Consider the following 14,553-nt stretch of genomic DNA (forward strand, 5'->3'; position numbering starts at 1 on the left):
TGAAATGCATAATCTGCGATTAACTCGATTACTGCTGCTGGGTATTTTCTCAATTATTTTAGTTTTGATGGTGCAATCAATTTCTGCCTATCGGGCAGCAAGCAATACATTTGTTGAGGTGCAAGCATTAACCAATGATCATTTGCCTCATTATGTAAAAACCCAGCATATTTTTAATGAAGTGAATACGATTGCCCGTGCTTTGCGTAATATGCAAATTATTGGGGTAGCTACACCCGAGGATAAACGGCTGGTTGAAGAAGAGTGGCAGCGGGTGTTGGAAGCGCGCCAAAAAATCGGTAATTTAGTGACCGACTTGGATAAGCAGGCACAAAACCTCAATGACGATGAGGCATTAAAAGAGCTGGAAAGTATTAAAGCTCAGCGCGCCAATTTTATTCAGGTGCAGAATAAATTTAAGCAACTCTTGGATAGTGGTGATGTAGGCGCCGCGCGTTCGCTGGTGCTGGGTGAAATGCGCACCGTGTATAACAGTTACCGCGACACCATTTTGGCGATGGGTAGTCAGGAAGAGCAGGGCGCCTTGAGCTCCGCGAAAGAACTGCAAGAGGCAGCCCGCCATGCGGAGCAATTAGCCCTTTTGTTGGGGGCGATTGCCGTGGGTTTGTCCGTGTTTATCGGCTTTGTGCTATTGCGTCGAGTTCGGTCCCAACTGGGCGATGAGCTGGAAAATCTGCAAGCAATGGTTGCCAATATTGCCCAAGGCAATTTGCAACAAGACTTGCCCAGCCATGCCGGCGATGAGCAGAGTTTGCTCGCACGCATCCGACAAATGCAGCAAGCGCTGCGCCAAGCTGCGAGTGTGGCGATTGAGAATGCCCGTATCCGTACCGCACTTGATTCGGTATCAACCAGCGTGATGATTGCCGATGCCGAACGCAATATCATTTACTGCAATAAAGCGCAAAATCAGCTTCTAGCCGCGGCCGAAGCCGATCTGCGCAAAGAGCTGCCGCAATTTAGCGCCCAAACAGTGGTTGGCACCAATATCGATAGCTTCCATAAAAACCCGCAGCATCAACGAAATATGCTGGCGCAACTGAGCCATACCCATAAAGCCCAGCTCACGATTGGTGGCCGTAATTTTGCCTTGACCATAAATCCAGTCTGGGGCGAAAACGGCCAGCGCAGCGGGTATGTGGTGGAGTGGCTGGATCAGACGCAATTGATAGCACAGATGGAGCGCGAAAAAGTGGTGTCGGATGAGCGAGCCCGTATTTTGGGCGCGCTGGATTCCACTTCCACCAATGTGATGCTGGCCGACGAAAACCGCACCATCATCTATATGAACCGTGCCGTGACCAATATGCTGTCGCGAGTGCAGCATGAATTGCGCAAAGTGCTGCCGAATTTTGATGTAAATAAATTACTGGGTAGCAGTATGGATGGTTTCCATCGCAATCCAAGTCATCAAGCCAGCTTGCTCGCCAATCTGCAGGGCACTTATCGCTCGCAAATCACGGTAGCCGGGCAGACCTTTTTGCTAATTGCTAATCCCGTGGTCGATAGCACCGGTAAACGGTTGGGGTCGGTGGTGGAATGGGTTGATCGCACCGCGGAAGTGGCGGTGGAAAATGAGGTGAATGCGCTGGTGGGGGGGGCAGCCAATGGTGATTTCAGTCACCGGATTAATCCCGAAGGTAAAGAGGGCTTTATGCTCAAACTGGCCGAAGGGATGAATCAGATGGCGAGCTCCACCGAAGGGGCGATGAACGATATCGCCCGGGTGCTGGCCGGTTTGGCGCAGGGTGACCTCACGCAAAATATCACTGCCGACTACCACGGCCTGCTGGGACGTTTGAAAGACGATTGCAACCTCACCTGTGCGCGCTTGGCTGAGATCGTGCTCAGCATTCAGGAAGCGGCTGGGGCCATTAATGTGGCGGCGCAAGAAATCTCGGCCGGTAATAGCAATCTATCTAGCCGTACTGAGCAGCAAGCAGCAAGCTTGGAAGAAACCGCGTCCAGCATGGAAGAGCTGACCGGCACGGTGAAACAAAATGCCGAAAACGCCAAGCAAGCGAATCAGCTGGCGATTGGAGCTTCGGATATCGCAGTGAAAGGCGGTGAAGTGGTGAGCCAGGTGGTGGCGACCATGTCGGAAATTAACGAATCCGCCAAGAAAATTGTCGATATTATCGCGGTGATTGATGGCATTGCCTTCCAGACCAATATCTTGGCCTTGAATGCCGCGGTAGAAGCGGCCCGTGCGGGCGAGCAGGGGCGTGGCTTTGCGGTGGTGGCTTCTGAAGTGCGTAATTTGGCGCAGCGCTCAGCGGCGGCGGCGAAAGAAATTAAAACCCTGATTGGTGATTCGGTGGTGAAAGTCGAGGCTGGCTCGAAACTCGTCGATCAGGCTGGCCACACGATGGAAGACGTCGTGGGGGCTGTGCGCCGAGTGACTGACATCATGAGTGAGATTTCGGCGGCCTCCAACGAGCAAAGTGCCGGAATCGAGCAAGTGAATCAGGCCATTACCCACATGGATGAAAACACCCAGCAAAATGCAGCCTTGGTCGAAGAAGCGGCTGCGGCGGCAGAAAGCCTAGAAGAGCAGGCGGGCAACCTCACGCAAACCGTTGGGATCTTTAAATTAGCGGGCGGCAAAACCTTGCCCACGCTGAGCAAGCGCACCGCAGTGAGTGCGCCCGTGGCAAAGCGGGCAGCAGTGGCGGCAGCGCCAAAAGCGAGCCGGCCGGTGCCGAAGATCGGTGGCGATGATGATGCGTGGGAAGAGTTTTAAGTAGGCCTCGCCCAAACCAGTTGGGGGCTGCGGCCCCCATTTTTCCCTCTGATGGCGGGAGTTGATGGTGCCCAATCCTGAGCAGCCCGTTGGCTTATTGATGCCCAATGAGCACGAATTTTCCTACACCCCAAAAGACTTTAAACGGGTGGTGGCGCTGATTTATCAGCATGCCGGCATTCGGCTCAATGAAAGCAAAATGCAGATGGTGTATAGCCGTCTATCCCGCAGATTGCGTGCTTTGCGGATGGATACCTTCTCGGGGTATCTGGATATGTTGCAGGCTAATCCGGATGCGGAGGAGTGGCAGCAATTTGTAAATGCACTTACCACGAATCTGACGGCGTTTTTTCGCGAAGCACATCATTTCGATATGCTGGCTGAGCAAATTGAACGTACGCGTGAGCGACCATTTCGGATCTGGTGTGCCGCATCATCCACCGGAGAAGAGCCCTATTCACTGGCGATGACTGCCTTTGAAGCCTGCCAAAGCGCCAATCCCGCCGTTGAGATTATTGCTTCTGATCTGGATACCCATGTGCTGGCCACCGCCGAGCGCGGGGTTTATCCGCTAGATCGAGTGGAAAAATTGTCGCTAGAACGTAAACGGGGGTTTTTCTTGAAAGGCGCTGGCCCCAATGAAGGTAAAGTCCGCGTGAAAAAACCGCTACGTAGCCTCATCGATTTTCGGCAGATTAATTTGCTGAGCGAACAATGGCCACTACAAGGGCAGTTTGATGCTATTTTTTGCCGCAATGTGATGATTTATTTCGATCAGCCCACTCAGCGGCAAATTCTGGAAAAAATGGGGCGACGCTTAAAGCCTGACGGGCTCTTATACGTGGGCCACTCCGAAAATCTGCACTATATGTCCGATTGGTATCGCCCCTTTGGCAAAACCACTTATAGCCTCACAGAGCGGGCGCTGCAGGAGTGGGGGCGTCGCTCATGACCCATCCTTATGAAGAAGTCCTCGCGCCTAGCTTGTATTTTGACAAGAATTTTCAATCCGAAGCAGCCAAGATCTTGCCTGGTGAATACTACGTCACCACCCGCGACATGGTGCTGGTGACCGTGCTGGGGTCGTGTGTGGCCGCGTGTATCCGCGATGTGGTGACCGGGATCGGTGGTATGAATCATTTTATGTTGCCTGATTCGCACGAAGAGATGGCCTCGGTGAATGGGCTCTCAACGCGCTACGGTACCTATGCGATGGAGATGCTGATTAATCAGCTGCTGAAAAATGGCGCGAGCAAAAACCGCCTCGAGGCTAAGGTATTTGGTGGTGGCAATGTGTTGCGCGGGTTTACGGTCAACAATGTAGGGCTGCGCAACGCTGACTTTGTGAAGTCCTTTTTAGCGCTCGAACGCATCCCAATTGTGGCGCAGGATTTGCTCGATATCTATCCACGGAAAGTCTATTTCTTTCCGCAAACGGGCCGAGTGTTGGTAAAAAAACTCAAAACAGTCCACAACAACACCATCGTGGAACGCGAAAAAAGCTACGAATCTCGCCTTACGCATTTGGATATGGGTGGCGATGTCGAGCTATTTAGCTAGAGCGTGGCGTAGGGAGTGACAAGATGGCAAAAATCAAAGTTGTAGTTGTGGATGATTCGGCCTTAATCCGCAGCTTGCTCAAGGAAATTATCAATAAATCCGGGGACATGGAGTGCGTGGCGACTGCTCCAGATCCACTGGTAGCGCGGGAGCAAATTCGCAATTTGAATCCCGATGTCATCACCCTTGATGTCGAAATGCCCAAAATGGATGGCTTGGATTTTCTAGAGCGGCTGATGCGGCTCAAGCCGACGCCGGTGCTAATGATTTCTTCGCTCACTGAGCAAGGCTCCGAGGTGGCACTTAAAGCGCTGGAATTGGGGGCAATTGATTTTATTGCTAAGCCGAAAGTCGATATTGCAAGTAAAATCGATGCTTACACCGAAGAGATTCGCGAAAAAATCCGCATGGCCGCCAAAGCGAAACCCCATAGCATGACGCATCTTCCAGTTGCCCCCAATCGGACGGCGGACGCAGTATTGCCTAAAACCTCGCGGCCTCTGCTGAAGTCGGAAAAGCTGATTATCGTCGGCGCATCAACCGGCGGGACCGAGGCGCTGAAAGATTTTCTGATGCCTTTGCCGCCCGATGCCCCGGCGGTGCTGATTACCCAGCATATGCCCGAGTCGTTCACCAAATCGTTTGCCAACCGCCTAGATAGCTTATGCCGTATTTCCGTGAAAGAAGCTGAGCACGGCGAGCGTATTTTGCCGGGGCACGCGTATATTGCGCCGGGGCATTCGCATTTGCTGCTGGGGGTATCGGGTGCCAACTATATTTGCGAGCTCTCGAAAGCCGAGCCGGTTAATCGGCATCGGCCTTCGGTAGATGTTTTGTTTCGCTCTGCAGCCAATATCGCCGGCCGCAACGCGGTAGGCGTGATCCTTACCGGAATGGGGAAAGACGGCGCCCAGGGCATGCTGGAAATGCATCAGGCGGGGGCGCACAATTTTGCGCAAGACGAACAAAGCTGCGTGGTGTTTGGCATGCCGAAAGAAGCGATTGCGATGGGCGGCGTGGACGAGATTGTGCCGCTGAAAGACATGTCGCAGCGCGTAATGGCGTGGGTGAATGCCAATAGTAGCCGCGCGTTACGGATTTAATTTAATGCGCATTTTCAGAAGCAAGATTGCGCTGAGTGATTTGAAGTAAAAAGGAAAAATGGATGGGTTTGCCGGTATTGATCGTTGAAGATGACGATGACCTGCGAGAGGCGCTGATTGATACGCTGGAGCTGGATCACTATAGCGTGCTCGTGGCGGAAGATGGCCAAAGCGCGTTGGCAATTCTGGAAAATCATCAAGTGGGATTAGTGGTGTCGGATGTGCAGATGCAGCCTATGGATGGCGAAACGCTGCTACAGGAAATCAAGCTGCGCTACCCATGCTTGCCGGTGATCTTGATGACCGCCTATGGAGTGATCGAGAAGGCCGTGGCCGCGATGCATGCGGGGGCGAGTCACTACTTGCCCAAGCCGTTTGAGCCACACAAATTGCTGGAGCAAGTGGAGCGCTTCCTGCTACCTGATTTGGGCGAGGATGCGATGGTGGCCGAGTCGGCCCCAATGCAGCAACTACTGGCAATTGCGCGGCGGGCGGCGAGTTCAGATGCCTCGATCATGTTGACTGGTGAGTCGGGGGTCGGCAAAGAGGTGATGGCACGTTTTATTCATCGGCAAAGTCCTCGTGCAAACAAGCCATTTGTGGCGATTAACTGCGCGGCGATTCCAGAGCAACTGCTGGAGTCCACTTTATTCGGCCATGAAAAAGGGGCGTTTACTGGTGCTGCCGCCACGCATTTGGGTAAGTTTGAGCAGGCGCAGGGCGGCACACTGCTGCTGGATGAAGTGAGCGAAATGCCTTTGGCACTACAGGCCAAGTTGTTGCGGGTGTTGCAAGAGCGGGAGCTGGAACGAGTGGGCGGACATAAGCCGATTGCGCTTGATATCCGGGTCTTGGCCACCTCCAATCGAGATTTAGCGGCGGAGGTGTCAGCAGGGCGCTTTCGCGAGGATCTGTTTTATCGACTGAATGTGTTTCCGCTGGCGATTCCGGCGCTGCGTGATCGGGCGGCGGATATTTTGCCGTTGGCACAAAACATGCTTCATCGGTATGCCGGTGCGCAAAAGCGCCGAGTGCCAGTTTTACTGCTCAGTGCCCAGCAAGCCTTATGTGCGCATCGCTGGCCGGGCAATATTCGGGAGCTCGACAATGTTATTCAGCGAGCCTTAATTATGGCGCCGGCGGAAGAAATTGCCGCCGAACATTTGCATTTGCCGCAGGTGGCGGCAAGTTTTGCCGCGGTTGCGGGCGTTGAATCAATGCTTGAGCCCATGCCGGTAGGCAAAAATATCAAGGATATGGAAAAGACCATGATCCTCGATGCATTACTGGCCTGTGGCGGCGTGCGTAAGCAAGCGGCGGAACGATTAGGGATGAGTGAGCGGACTCTGCGCTATAAGCTAGCGCAATACCGTGAAGAAGATGGCGAATTGCCCATTTAAAAGACGACAGGGTGTAGGAAGTGCTTGCTGCCCGCAGCGTGCGCCCCTACAATTTTGCAAGGAAGGTAAGTAGTCATGAGCGTGCAAGGAATTGATCAGCTGCTCGGTGAATTACGATCGATGTCGGCTCTGGCTGCTGGGCAACCAGCAAATGCGCCGACAGGTGCGACCGAAGGCCCCGATTTTGCGGCCGTGCTCAAGCAATCGATCGATCAAGTCAACCAAGTGCAGCAGGATGCTCAAGCTCAACAGGTCGCTTTTCAAGCAGGTGACCCGGATGCCAATTTGCAAGATGTGATGGTGTCGTTGCAAAAAGCGAGCTTAAGTTTTCAAACCATGGTCCAAGTCCGCAATAAGCTGGTGACTGCCTATCAGGAAGTTATGAACATGCAGGTTTAATCCTGCAACCAGCTTATCGGTAGGGTATGGCAGAAGCAGGCGTCGCGGCAGATAACACCTTGGTGACGGGAAGAAATATTGGTGGTCTGCGGCAACGCTTTGACGCGCTTCCTGCTGGCCGCAAGATTCTTGCCATGGTGGTGTTCGCCGTTTTGATTGCGGCGATTGCGGGCTCACTGCTTTACACTCGCGAGCCGAGCTACCGTATCCTCTTTACCAATCTGCCCGACAAAGATGGCGGCGCCATCGTTCAGTCGCTCGAGCAGATGAAAATCCCCTACAAACTCGATGCCGGCATGATCTCGGTGCCCGCCGAGCAGATCTATGATGTTCGCCTCAAGCTGGCTGCCCAAGGACTCCCCAAAGCCGGCAATGTAGGCTTTGAATTGCTGGACAACCAGAAATTCGGGGTGTCGCAGTTTGCCGAACAAGTGAATTATCAACGCGCGCTAGAAGGTGAGCTTACTCGCTCGATCGAGTCCATCTCGGCGGTTGAAAAAGCGCGCGTACACCTCGCGAGCCCCAAGCAGACTGTATTTCTGCGGGACCAACAAAAACCCTCTGCGTCGGTGGTGCTTACTTTGCATCCGGGCCGGCAGCTGGATGGCGGGCAAATCGCCGGGATTATCCATCTGGTTTCTTCCAGCATTCCCGGTATGCCGGTGGCGAATGTCACCGTGGTGGATCAGGATGGCAATCTCTTGTCGCGCAGCGCTGATCTAAATGCGCGTGGCAATCTTGATCAGCGGCAGTTGCAATATGTCGGGCAAATCGAACGTGGCTTTGTTGAGCGGCTTGAAGCCATCCTCACCCCGATTGTGGGCAAAGACAATGTGCGGGCCGAAGTGACTGCCCAAATTGACTTTGCCGAAATCGAGCAAACGTCCGAATCCTTTAAACCCAACTCGCCGCCCAATGCTGCCGCAATTCGCAGCCAGCAGACGCTGGATCAGTCCGGGCGCTCTGCCACCGATAGTGCGATGGGCGTTCCCGGCGCGTTGTCCAACCAGCCGCCAGGCGCTGCTACTGCGCCGATTACAGCCCCGGTCGCCAGTGGTGCTTCGGCGGCGGAGGCGGTGAGCGCGACCAATTTGCGTAAAGAAGCCACCACCAACTACGAGGTGGATAAAACCATTCAGCATGTGAAACAGCCCGTTGGCGTGGTGAAGCGCTTGTCGGCAGCGGTGGTGCTGAACTACAAAGCGGGCAAGGATAAGAGTGGTAAAGTGGCCTACGTGCCATTTACCCCAGCGGAAATGGCCCAGATCAATAATCTGGTGCGCGAAGCCATTGGCTACAACAAAGAGCGCGGTGATTCGATTAATGTGGTGAATGCGGCCTTTGCGGAGTCGATTCCGCTGGAAGAAAAGCCGCTACAGGATAAAGCGCTTACCTACGTACAGAACAATGCGCTCGACGTGATTAAGATGCTGGTGATCGGTATTGCTTCACTGTATCTGCTGTTCTTCGTGGTGCGGCCGCTGATGAAAGACCTCACGCGCAGCAAAGAGCAGGAAACCAATGTCGAGCTTGATTTGGGCGAGGCTGGCAGCGGCAATATCTTTGCGCTGGAGCAGGGCACAGGTGATGAATCACCGGAAGAACAGAACAAAATGGCGGCCTTTGCCGATCTCTTGCAGCAGGCTAAAGAGCTGGCTAAAAATGATCCCCGGATGGTGGCCACCATTTTGCGTGAGTGGATGAATCCACCGGATGAGAAGGACAAAAACCCGAACAAGGTCGCTTAAGCAGGAGCTCATATGCCGTCCAATATGAATGAAGATGGTGTGCACAAAAGCGCGCTGCTGCTGATGTCGCTGGGTGAAGAAGCCGCCGTTGAGGTGTTTAAGTTTCTTGGCCCGAAAGAAGTGCAGAAGCTCGGTTTTGAAATGGCCAATATGCAATCGGTTACCCGCGAGCAAATCGACTCGGTGCTGGGGGACTTTATCGCTGCCACCCAAAACCGCGCCAATCTGGGCGCTGCCGATGAGTACATTCGCTCGGTATTAACTAAAGCGCTGGGTACCGACAAAGCGGCCAATCTGCTCGACCGGATTTTGCAGGGCAATGACAATAACGGCATCGAATCACTGAAGTGGATGGATTCCACCGCGGTGGCGGAATTAATCCGCAATGAGCACCCACAGATTATCGCCACGATTCTGGTGCACCTCGAGCCCGATCAGTCGTCCGAAATCATGAGTAATTTCAGCGAGCGGGTACGCAACGATGTCTTGCTGCGGATCGCCACGCTGGAAGGCGTGCAGCCAGCCGCGCTCAAAGAGCTGAATGATGTGCTGACCCAGCTGCTGTCTGGCTCGGACAAACTCAAGAAAAGTGCAATGGGCGGGGTACAAATGGCCGCCGACATCCTCAACTTTATGGGCGGCGTGGTCGAAGCTTCGGCGGTGGCCAATATTCGCGAATACGACCCTGAGCTGGCGCAGAAGATTCAGGACAAGATGTTCACCTTCGACAACGTCATGGACATCGACGATCGTGGCATTCAATTGCTGCTACGCGAAGTGCAATCCGATGCGCTGGTGGTGGCACTGAAAGGCACCAGCCAGGCGCTGCGCGAAAAAATCTTCAAAAATATGTCACAGCGGGCGGCAGAAATGCTGCGCGAAGACCTCGAAGCCAAAGGGCCGGTTAAATTGTCCGAGGTGGAAGGCGAGCAGAAAGAAATCCTCAAAATCGTTCGTCGCCTGGCCGATGAAGGGCAGATTGTCCTCGGCGGTAGCGGCGGCGAAGGCATGATTGAATAAGGCGCGCTGTGACTGCACCAAACCGTCGTATTATCCCGAGCGAAGAGCTTTCGGAGTTTCAGCGCTGGCAGTTTAATTCGCTACTGGGCGACCATAAGCGCCCGGCTTTTCTCGACCCGCTGGCGCATATTCCAGCAAGTGCCGAGGCCGAGCCCGCTGCCGAAATGAGCGCGGCAGCCGAGCTAGTGGCAGAGGAACTGGCTGAGTCAGCGCACGAGCCGGTAGAGCAAGAGCAGGCTGATGTGGCAGCAGATCTCGCCCCAGTGGCCGATGCGATGCCGTATCCAACGGCCGAAGAAATCGAAGCGATTCAGCAGCAGGCGCATGAAGAAGGCTATCAGGCGGGCTTGGCTGAAGGCCGAGCGCAAGCGGCCGCCGAGTTGCAGCAATTGCAAAACGTGCTCAGTAATGCCACCGTGCAGCTGCAAGCGGCGGAGCCCACTTTGGCCGATAGCGTGCTGGAGCTGGCTTTGTTGGTGGCGCGGCACATGGTGGGTGAGGCAATGCATGAGAACCCGAAATTGCGCCTGGCGCAAATTCGCGAGGCGCTCGATCTGATCCCCAGCCCTAGCAATCCTTCCCGGCTATATCTGGCGCCCAGCGATCTGGATTTACTGGCGCAAGATTTGCAGTTTGAATTACCCCCCGATGTTTGGAAAATCATCCCCGATGAGCAGCTGGCCAGTGGTAGCTGCCGAATCGAAACCCCGGTGACCCAGCTTGAGTATTCGCTGGCTAGTCGCTGGGAAAAAATAACCGGGGTATTGCCCTTAAAGCAGCCTATTGAATGGCCTGGCGAGCAATACATGGGTGATGTATCTACGGTCGCTCCGACTGCACCACTTGCCGAGCCCGAAGTCGCGGATGAATATTTGCTGCGCGATACCGATGTCGCCGCGCCAGCCGCGCCGGACAGCTAATCGCCATGCTCAATGATCTACAGGCCTATCTGCGTGATTGCGGCGCCGCGGTGCAGGCGGTGCGGCCATGGTTGCCACGTGGACGGCTCACGCGGGTTTCCGGCTTGGTGCTGGAAGCCGTGGGCCTGCGCTTACCCATTGGCGCATCCTGCGATGTGATGACGCCCAGCGGGCATAAAGTCGAAGCCGTGGTGGTGGGCTTTCACGAGCAGCGGCTGTTTCTGATGCCGATTACCGAAATTTACGGCGTAGAGCCGGGGGCTGCCGTGATGCCACGTGAAGACGTGGCGGCGTGGCGGCCCGAATACGGCCGGCCACGCCCCGCGCAGCGCCGCGCCGAAGATCATGGCCGGCAAGTGCCGGTGGGCTGGGGCTTGCTGGGGCGGATTCTCGATGGCTTGGGCCGCCCCCTCGATGGCAAAGGCCCGCTGCATAACGAAGCCTACTACCCGCTATTTTCCCGCGCCTATAATCCGATGGATCGTGAGCCCGTCCGCCACGTGATGGATGTCGGGGTACGCGCCATTAATGCCATGCTGACGGTTGGGCGTGGGCAGCGCTTGGGCTTGTTCGCCGGCTCTGGTGTGGGTAAGTCGGTCTTGCTAGGGATGATGGCGCGCTACACAGAAGCCGATGTGGTGGTGGTGGGCCTGATTGGTGAGCGCGGCCGCGAGGTGAAGGATTTCATCGAGAATATTCTGGGTGAAGAGGGCCGGGCGCGCAGTGTGGTGGTGGCGGCGCCAGCCGATACCTCCCCGCTGTTGCGGCTGTATGGTGCGGCTTATGCCACCAGTATTGCCGAGTATTTCCGTGATCAGGGGCGGAATGTGCTGCTGATTATGGATTCGCTGACCCGCTATGCGATGGCGCAGCGCGAAATTGCCCTTGCTGTTGGCGAGCCCCCCGCCACCAAAGGGTATCCGGCCTCGGTGTTTGCCCGGCTGCCACAATTGGTGGAGCGGGCCGGGAATGGCCGCGAAGGTGGTGGCTCGATTACCGCTTTTTATACCGTGCTCTCGGAAGGTGATGATCAGCAAGACCCGATTGCCGATAATGCCCGGGCTATTTTGGATGGGCACTTTGTGTTAAGCCGCCAGCTGGCCGAGGCTGGCCATTATCCGGCCATTGATATTGAAGCCTCGATCTCGCGGGTGATGCACGACATTATCCGCCACGACGAATTTGAGCTCGTGCGCCGCTTTAAATATCTGTATTCGCGCTATCAGCGCAGTAAAGATCTGATTAGCGTCGGCGCGTATGTGCCAGGCTCCGATCCGGTGCTGGATGAGGCCATTCGTCGCCATCCGGCCTTTGAGGCTTTCTTGCAGCAGGCCATCACCGAGCGTGAAGGGTATGAGGGCGCTAGAATGAAGCTGGCGCAGCTCTTTGGCTAAGCCACCCGCTAGGGATTGATCGTGGCCGCATTCCGTTTTGCTTTTTTACTGCAGTTGGCGCTGGATGAGCGCGAGGAAGCCTCGCGCGCGATGCAAACCGCGCAAGCCGCGTGGCTACAAGCGCAAGCCAAACTCGAGCAGGTGGACGCGTTTCGCAATGAATACCGCGCCCGCCTGACTCAAAATGGCCAGCAAGGCATGTCGGTGATTCAGTGGCGGGATTTTCAGCTCTTTCTGGCCAAGCTGGATGGCGCCGCCCAGCAGCAGGGGAATGAGGTGCAGCGGCTAGCCCAGTTGTATCAAGAGCGCAAAATCAGCTGGCAGGATTGTGAGCGTAAGGTGAAAGCTTTCGAAGCCCTACGCGATCGGCATGAGCGCAGCGAAATGGCCAAAGAAAACAAACGCGAGCAAAAAATCCTCGATGATTTTAATAGCCGTATCCGCCGCGAGCACTGATTGCGCTTCCCCTTGCGCGACATACCGTGCGCCCAGGCGGCTTTCTTGTTAGAATGGCGCCTGCCATTCGGCATTGCGTCCTCATAGTTTAATGGATAAAACGGCCCCCTCCTAAGGGGCTGATGCAGGTTCGATTCCCGCTGGGGACGCCATCTTCTCACTGCACTTTTCTGCGTTTACGCCACTTTTTTTCTATTATTGAAAGCAATTTGGCGGAAATTGATCATGCTCAGAGCCTGAGCGCCATATCTTGTCACAATACTTAACAATCATTGGACCATGACTGGTCGATGTCAGTCTTCGAATTAATCCGCAAAGGAGTCCTGCATGTTACGTAGCACAAAGATTGTATCCACCTTGGGGCCCGCTTCGGGTGATGCAGCTACCTTGGCGCGTTTGCTCGCGGCGGGCGTGAATATGGTGCGGTTGAATTTTTCGCATGGCACCGCGCAGGATCATCTGGATCGTGCAGCGCTGGTGCGCGAGCAGGCGAAAAAGCTAGGTCGGGCGGTGGCGATTATGGTTGACTTACAAGGGCCAAAAATTCGCGTCGGCAAATTCAAGAAAAACAAAATTGAATTAGCCAAAGGGGCCAAATTCGTTTTGGATGCCAATTGCGAAATGGGCGACCAAGACACGGTGGGGCTGGATTATAAAGAGCTGCCCAATGATGTGGAGCCGGGGGCGATTTTGCTCTTAGATGATGGCAAGATCCAGCTGATTGTTGATGCGGTTGAAGGCCCGAAAGTGTATACCACCGTGCTGGTGGGGGGGGTGCTCTCCAATAATAAGGGCATCAATCGCCAAGGCGGGGGGCTGACTGCGCCGGCGCTGACGGCCAAAGATATGGAAGACATCAAAATCGCCGCCAAGCTACATGCTGATTATGTGGCGGTGTCGTTCCCGAAAAGTGCGGCCGATATGTATATGGCGCGCACCTTGCTGCGCGCCGCCGGTAGCAAAGCGCTACTGATCGCCAAGATCGAACGCACCGAAGCAATTACCAATCTGGATGAAATCCTTGAGGCTTCCGATGGCATTATGGTGGCGCGCGGTGATCTGGCGGTGGAAGTGGGCGATGCGGCCGTACCGGCGCTGCAAAAACGCATGATCAAGGCTGCCCGCAAGCAGAACAAACTCACCATCACCGCCACCCAGATGATGGAATCGATGATTTCCAGCCCGGTGCCGACGCGCGCCGAAGTGTCGGATGTGGCCAATGCGGTGCTGGATGGGACCGATGCGGTGATGTTGTCGGCCGAAACCGCATCAGGCCAGTATCCGGTGGAAACCGTGGAGGCCATGTCGCGCATTTGTTTGGAAGCCGAGCAATCGCAAGACTATAAGGTGAGCAGTGCGGCCTTGCTGGACGGTGAGTTTTCGCGCATTGATCAGGCGATCTCGATGGCCGCCCTGTTTAGTGCCAACCACCTGAATATCAAGGTGATCGCAGCGCTGACCCAGTCAGGTTCATCCGCATTGTGGATGTCGCGCGTGGTTTCGGGTGTACCGATTTATGCGCTGACGCCGGAAGCTGAAACCTACAGCCGGCTGGCCTTGTTCCGTGATGTTGAGCCTGTGATGCTCTCGCATGACAACACGGATCGCGAATCGCTGCTGGTACGCGCCGAGAGTGAAATGCTTAAACGTGGGATTGTGCAGCCAGGCGATCTGATTGCTTTCACCTTTGGTGATGTTGTTGGCTTAGGTGGCGGTACTAATTGCCTGAAAATTGTGAAAGCGGGTTTTTCCGGCCGCTGAGATGCTAGTCGGCGGTGTTTATTTCGCC

12 protein-coding genes and 1 tRNA gene are annotated in these 14,553 nt (G+C 55.0%); all 13 read left to right on the plus strand.

Annotation, left to right across the window (positions count from 1 at the left end):
* Nucleotides 1-4 precede the first annotated feature (4 nt).
* The 13 genes from QV747_RS16630 (at nucleotide 5) to pyk (ending at nucleotide 14,525) form a co-directional block, all read left to right on the plus strand.
* Entirely contained in the window at nucleotides 5-2,764 is a 2,760-nt protein-coding gene (locus tag QV747_RS16630) for a methyl-accepting chemotaxis protein (protein ID WP_373317315.1), read from the plus strand.
* Between the two features lie 64 nt (nucleotides 2,765-2,828).
* Nucleotides 2,829-3,716 carry a CheR family methyltransferase gene (locus QV747_RS08405; RefSeq protein ID WP_273432084.1) on the plus strand — a complete coding sequence of 296 codons (888 nt, stop codon included), beginning with the start codon at nucleotides 2,829-2,831 and terminating at the stop codon, nucleotides 3,714-3,716.
* The gene (gene cheD / locus QV747_RS08410) at nucleotides 3,713-4,324 is read left to right on the plus strand and encodes a chemoreceptor glutamine deamidase CheD (protein WP_028449297.1); all 612 of its coding nucleotides are present in this window, start codon (nucleotides 3,713-3,715) and stop codon (nucleotides 4,322-4,324) included. The genes QV747_RS08405 and cheD overlap by 4 nt, the downstream gene beginning before the upstream one ends.
* A gap of 23 nt (nucleotides 4,325-4,347) precedes the next feature.
* The gene (locus QV747_RS08415) at nucleotides 4,348-5,427 is read left to right on the plus strand and encodes a chemotaxis response regulator protein-glutamate methylesterase (RefSeq protein WP_047391401.1); all 1,080 of its coding nucleotides are present in this window, start codon (nucleotides 4,348-4,350) and stop codon (nucleotides 5,425-5,427) included.
* A 62-nt stretch (nucleotides 5,428-5,489) separates the two neighbouring features.
* The gene (locus QV747_RS08420; RefSeq protein ID WP_273432087.1) at nucleotides 5,490-6,827 is read left to right on the plus strand and encodes a sigma-54 dependent transcriptional regulator; all 1,338 of its coding nucleotides are present in this window, start codon (nucleotides 5,490-5,492) and stop codon (nucleotides 6,825-6,827) included.
* Between the two features lie 75 nt (nucleotides 6,828-6,902).
* The gene (fliE, locus tag QV747_RS08425) at nucleotides 6,903-7,226 is read left to right on the plus strand and encodes a flagellar hook-basal body complex protein FliE (protein ID WP_028449300.1); all 324 of its coding nucleotides are present in this window, start codon (nucleotides 6,903-6,905) and stop codon (nucleotides 7,224-7,226) included.
* A 26-nt stretch (nucleotides 7,227-7,252) separates the two neighbouring features.
* Entirely contained in the window at nucleotides 7,253-8,974 is a 1,722-nt protein-coding gene (gene fliF / locus QV747_RS08430) for a flagellar basal-body MS-ring/collar protein FliF (RefSeq protein WP_273432089.1), read from the plus strand.
* Between the two features lie 12 nt (nucleotides 8,975-8,986).
* Nucleotides 8,987-9,994: a flagellar motor switch protein FliG gene (gene fliG, locus QV747_RS08435; RefSeq protein WP_231550461.1), complete on the plus strand. Its 1,008-nt coding sequence runs from the start codon at nucleotides 8,987-8,989 to the stop codon at nucleotides 9,992-9,994.
* Between the two features lie 8 nt (nucleotides 9,995-10,002).
* On the plus strand, nucleotides 10,003-10,914 hold the full coding sequence (locus tag QV747_RS08440) for a FliH/SctL family protein (RefSeq protein ID WP_273432092.1): 912 nt from the start codon (nucleotides 10,003-10,005) through the stop codon (nucleotides 10,912-10,914).
* 5 nt (nucleotides 10,915-10,919) lie between these two features.
* Nucleotides 10,920-12,308: a flagellar protein export ATPase FliI gene (fliI, locus tag QV747_RS08445; protein WP_028449303.1), complete on the plus strand. Its 1,389-nt coding sequence runs from the start codon at nucleotides 10,920-10,922 to the stop codon at nucleotides 12,306-12,308.
* Nucleotides 12,309-12,329: 21 nt separating this feature from the next.
* On the plus strand, nucleotides 12,330-12,764 hold the full coding sequence (gene fliJ / locus QV747_RS08450; protein ID WP_034619092.1) for a flagellar export protein FliJ: 435 nt from the start codon (nucleotides 12,330-12,332) through the stop codon (nucleotides 12,762-12,764).
* Between the two features lie 77 nt (nucleotides 12,765-12,841).
* Nucleotides 12,842-12,916, plus strand: a tRNA-Arg gene (locus tag QV747_RS08455).
* A 175-nt stretch (nucleotides 12,917-13,091) separates the two neighbouring features.
* Entirely contained in the window at nucleotides 13,092-14,525 is a 1,434-nt protein-coding gene (gene pyk, locus QV747_RS08460; protein WP_273432094.1) for a pyruvate kinase, read from the plus strand.
* Nucleotides 14,526-14,553 lie beyond the last annotated feature (28 nt).

This window comes from uncultured Chitinibacter sp. (assembly GCF_945957625.1).
Classification (GTDB): domain Bacteria; phylum Pseudomonadota; class Gammaproteobacteria; order Burkholderiales; family Chitinibacteraceae; genus Chitinibacter; species Chitinibacter tainanensis.

What these genes read in the sequence shown, in the direction of transcription:
- cheD (WP_028449297.1), top strand. Translation starts at nt 3,713, where the DNA reads ATGACCCATCCTTATGAAGAAGTCCTCGCGCCTAGCTTGTATTTTGAC.
- QV747_RS16630 (WP_373317315.1), top strand. Translation starts at nt 5, where the DNA reads ATGCATAATCTGCGATTAACTCGATTACTGCTGCTGGGTATTTTCTCA.
- QV747_RS08415 (WP_047391401.1), top strand. Translation starts at nt 4,348, where the DNA reads ATGGCAAAAATCAAAGTTGTAGTTGTGGATGATTCGGCCTTAATCCGC.
- QV747_RS08420 (WP_273432087.1), top strand. Translation starts at nt 5,490, where the DNA reads ATGGGTTTGCCGGTATTGATCGTTGAAGATGACGATGACCTGCGAGAG.
- fliF (WP_273432089.1), top strand. Translation starts at nt 7,253, where the DNA reads ATGGCAGAAGCAGGCGTCGCGGCAGATAACACCTTGGTGACGGGAAGA.
- fliE (WP_028449300.1), top strand. Translation starts at nt 6,903, where the DNA reads ATGAGCGTGCAAGGAATTGATCAGCTGCTCGGTGAATTACGATCGATG.
- fliI (WP_028449303.1), top strand. Translation starts at nt 10,920, where the DNA reads ATGCTCAATGATCTACAGGCCTATCTGCGTGATTGCGGCGCCGCGGTG.
- fliG (WP_231550461.1), top strand. Translation starts at nt 8,987, where the DNA reads ATGCCGTCCAATATGAATGAAGATGGTGTGCACAAAAGCGCGCTGCTG.
- QV747_RS08405 (WP_273432084.1), top strand. Translation starts at nt 2,829, where the DNA reads ATGGTGCCCAATCCTGAGCAGCCCGTTGGCTTATTGATGCCCAATGAG.
- pyk (WP_273432094.1), top strand. Translation starts at nt 13,092, where the DNA reads ATGTTACGTAGCACAAAGATTGTATCCACCTTGGGGCCCGCTTCGGGT.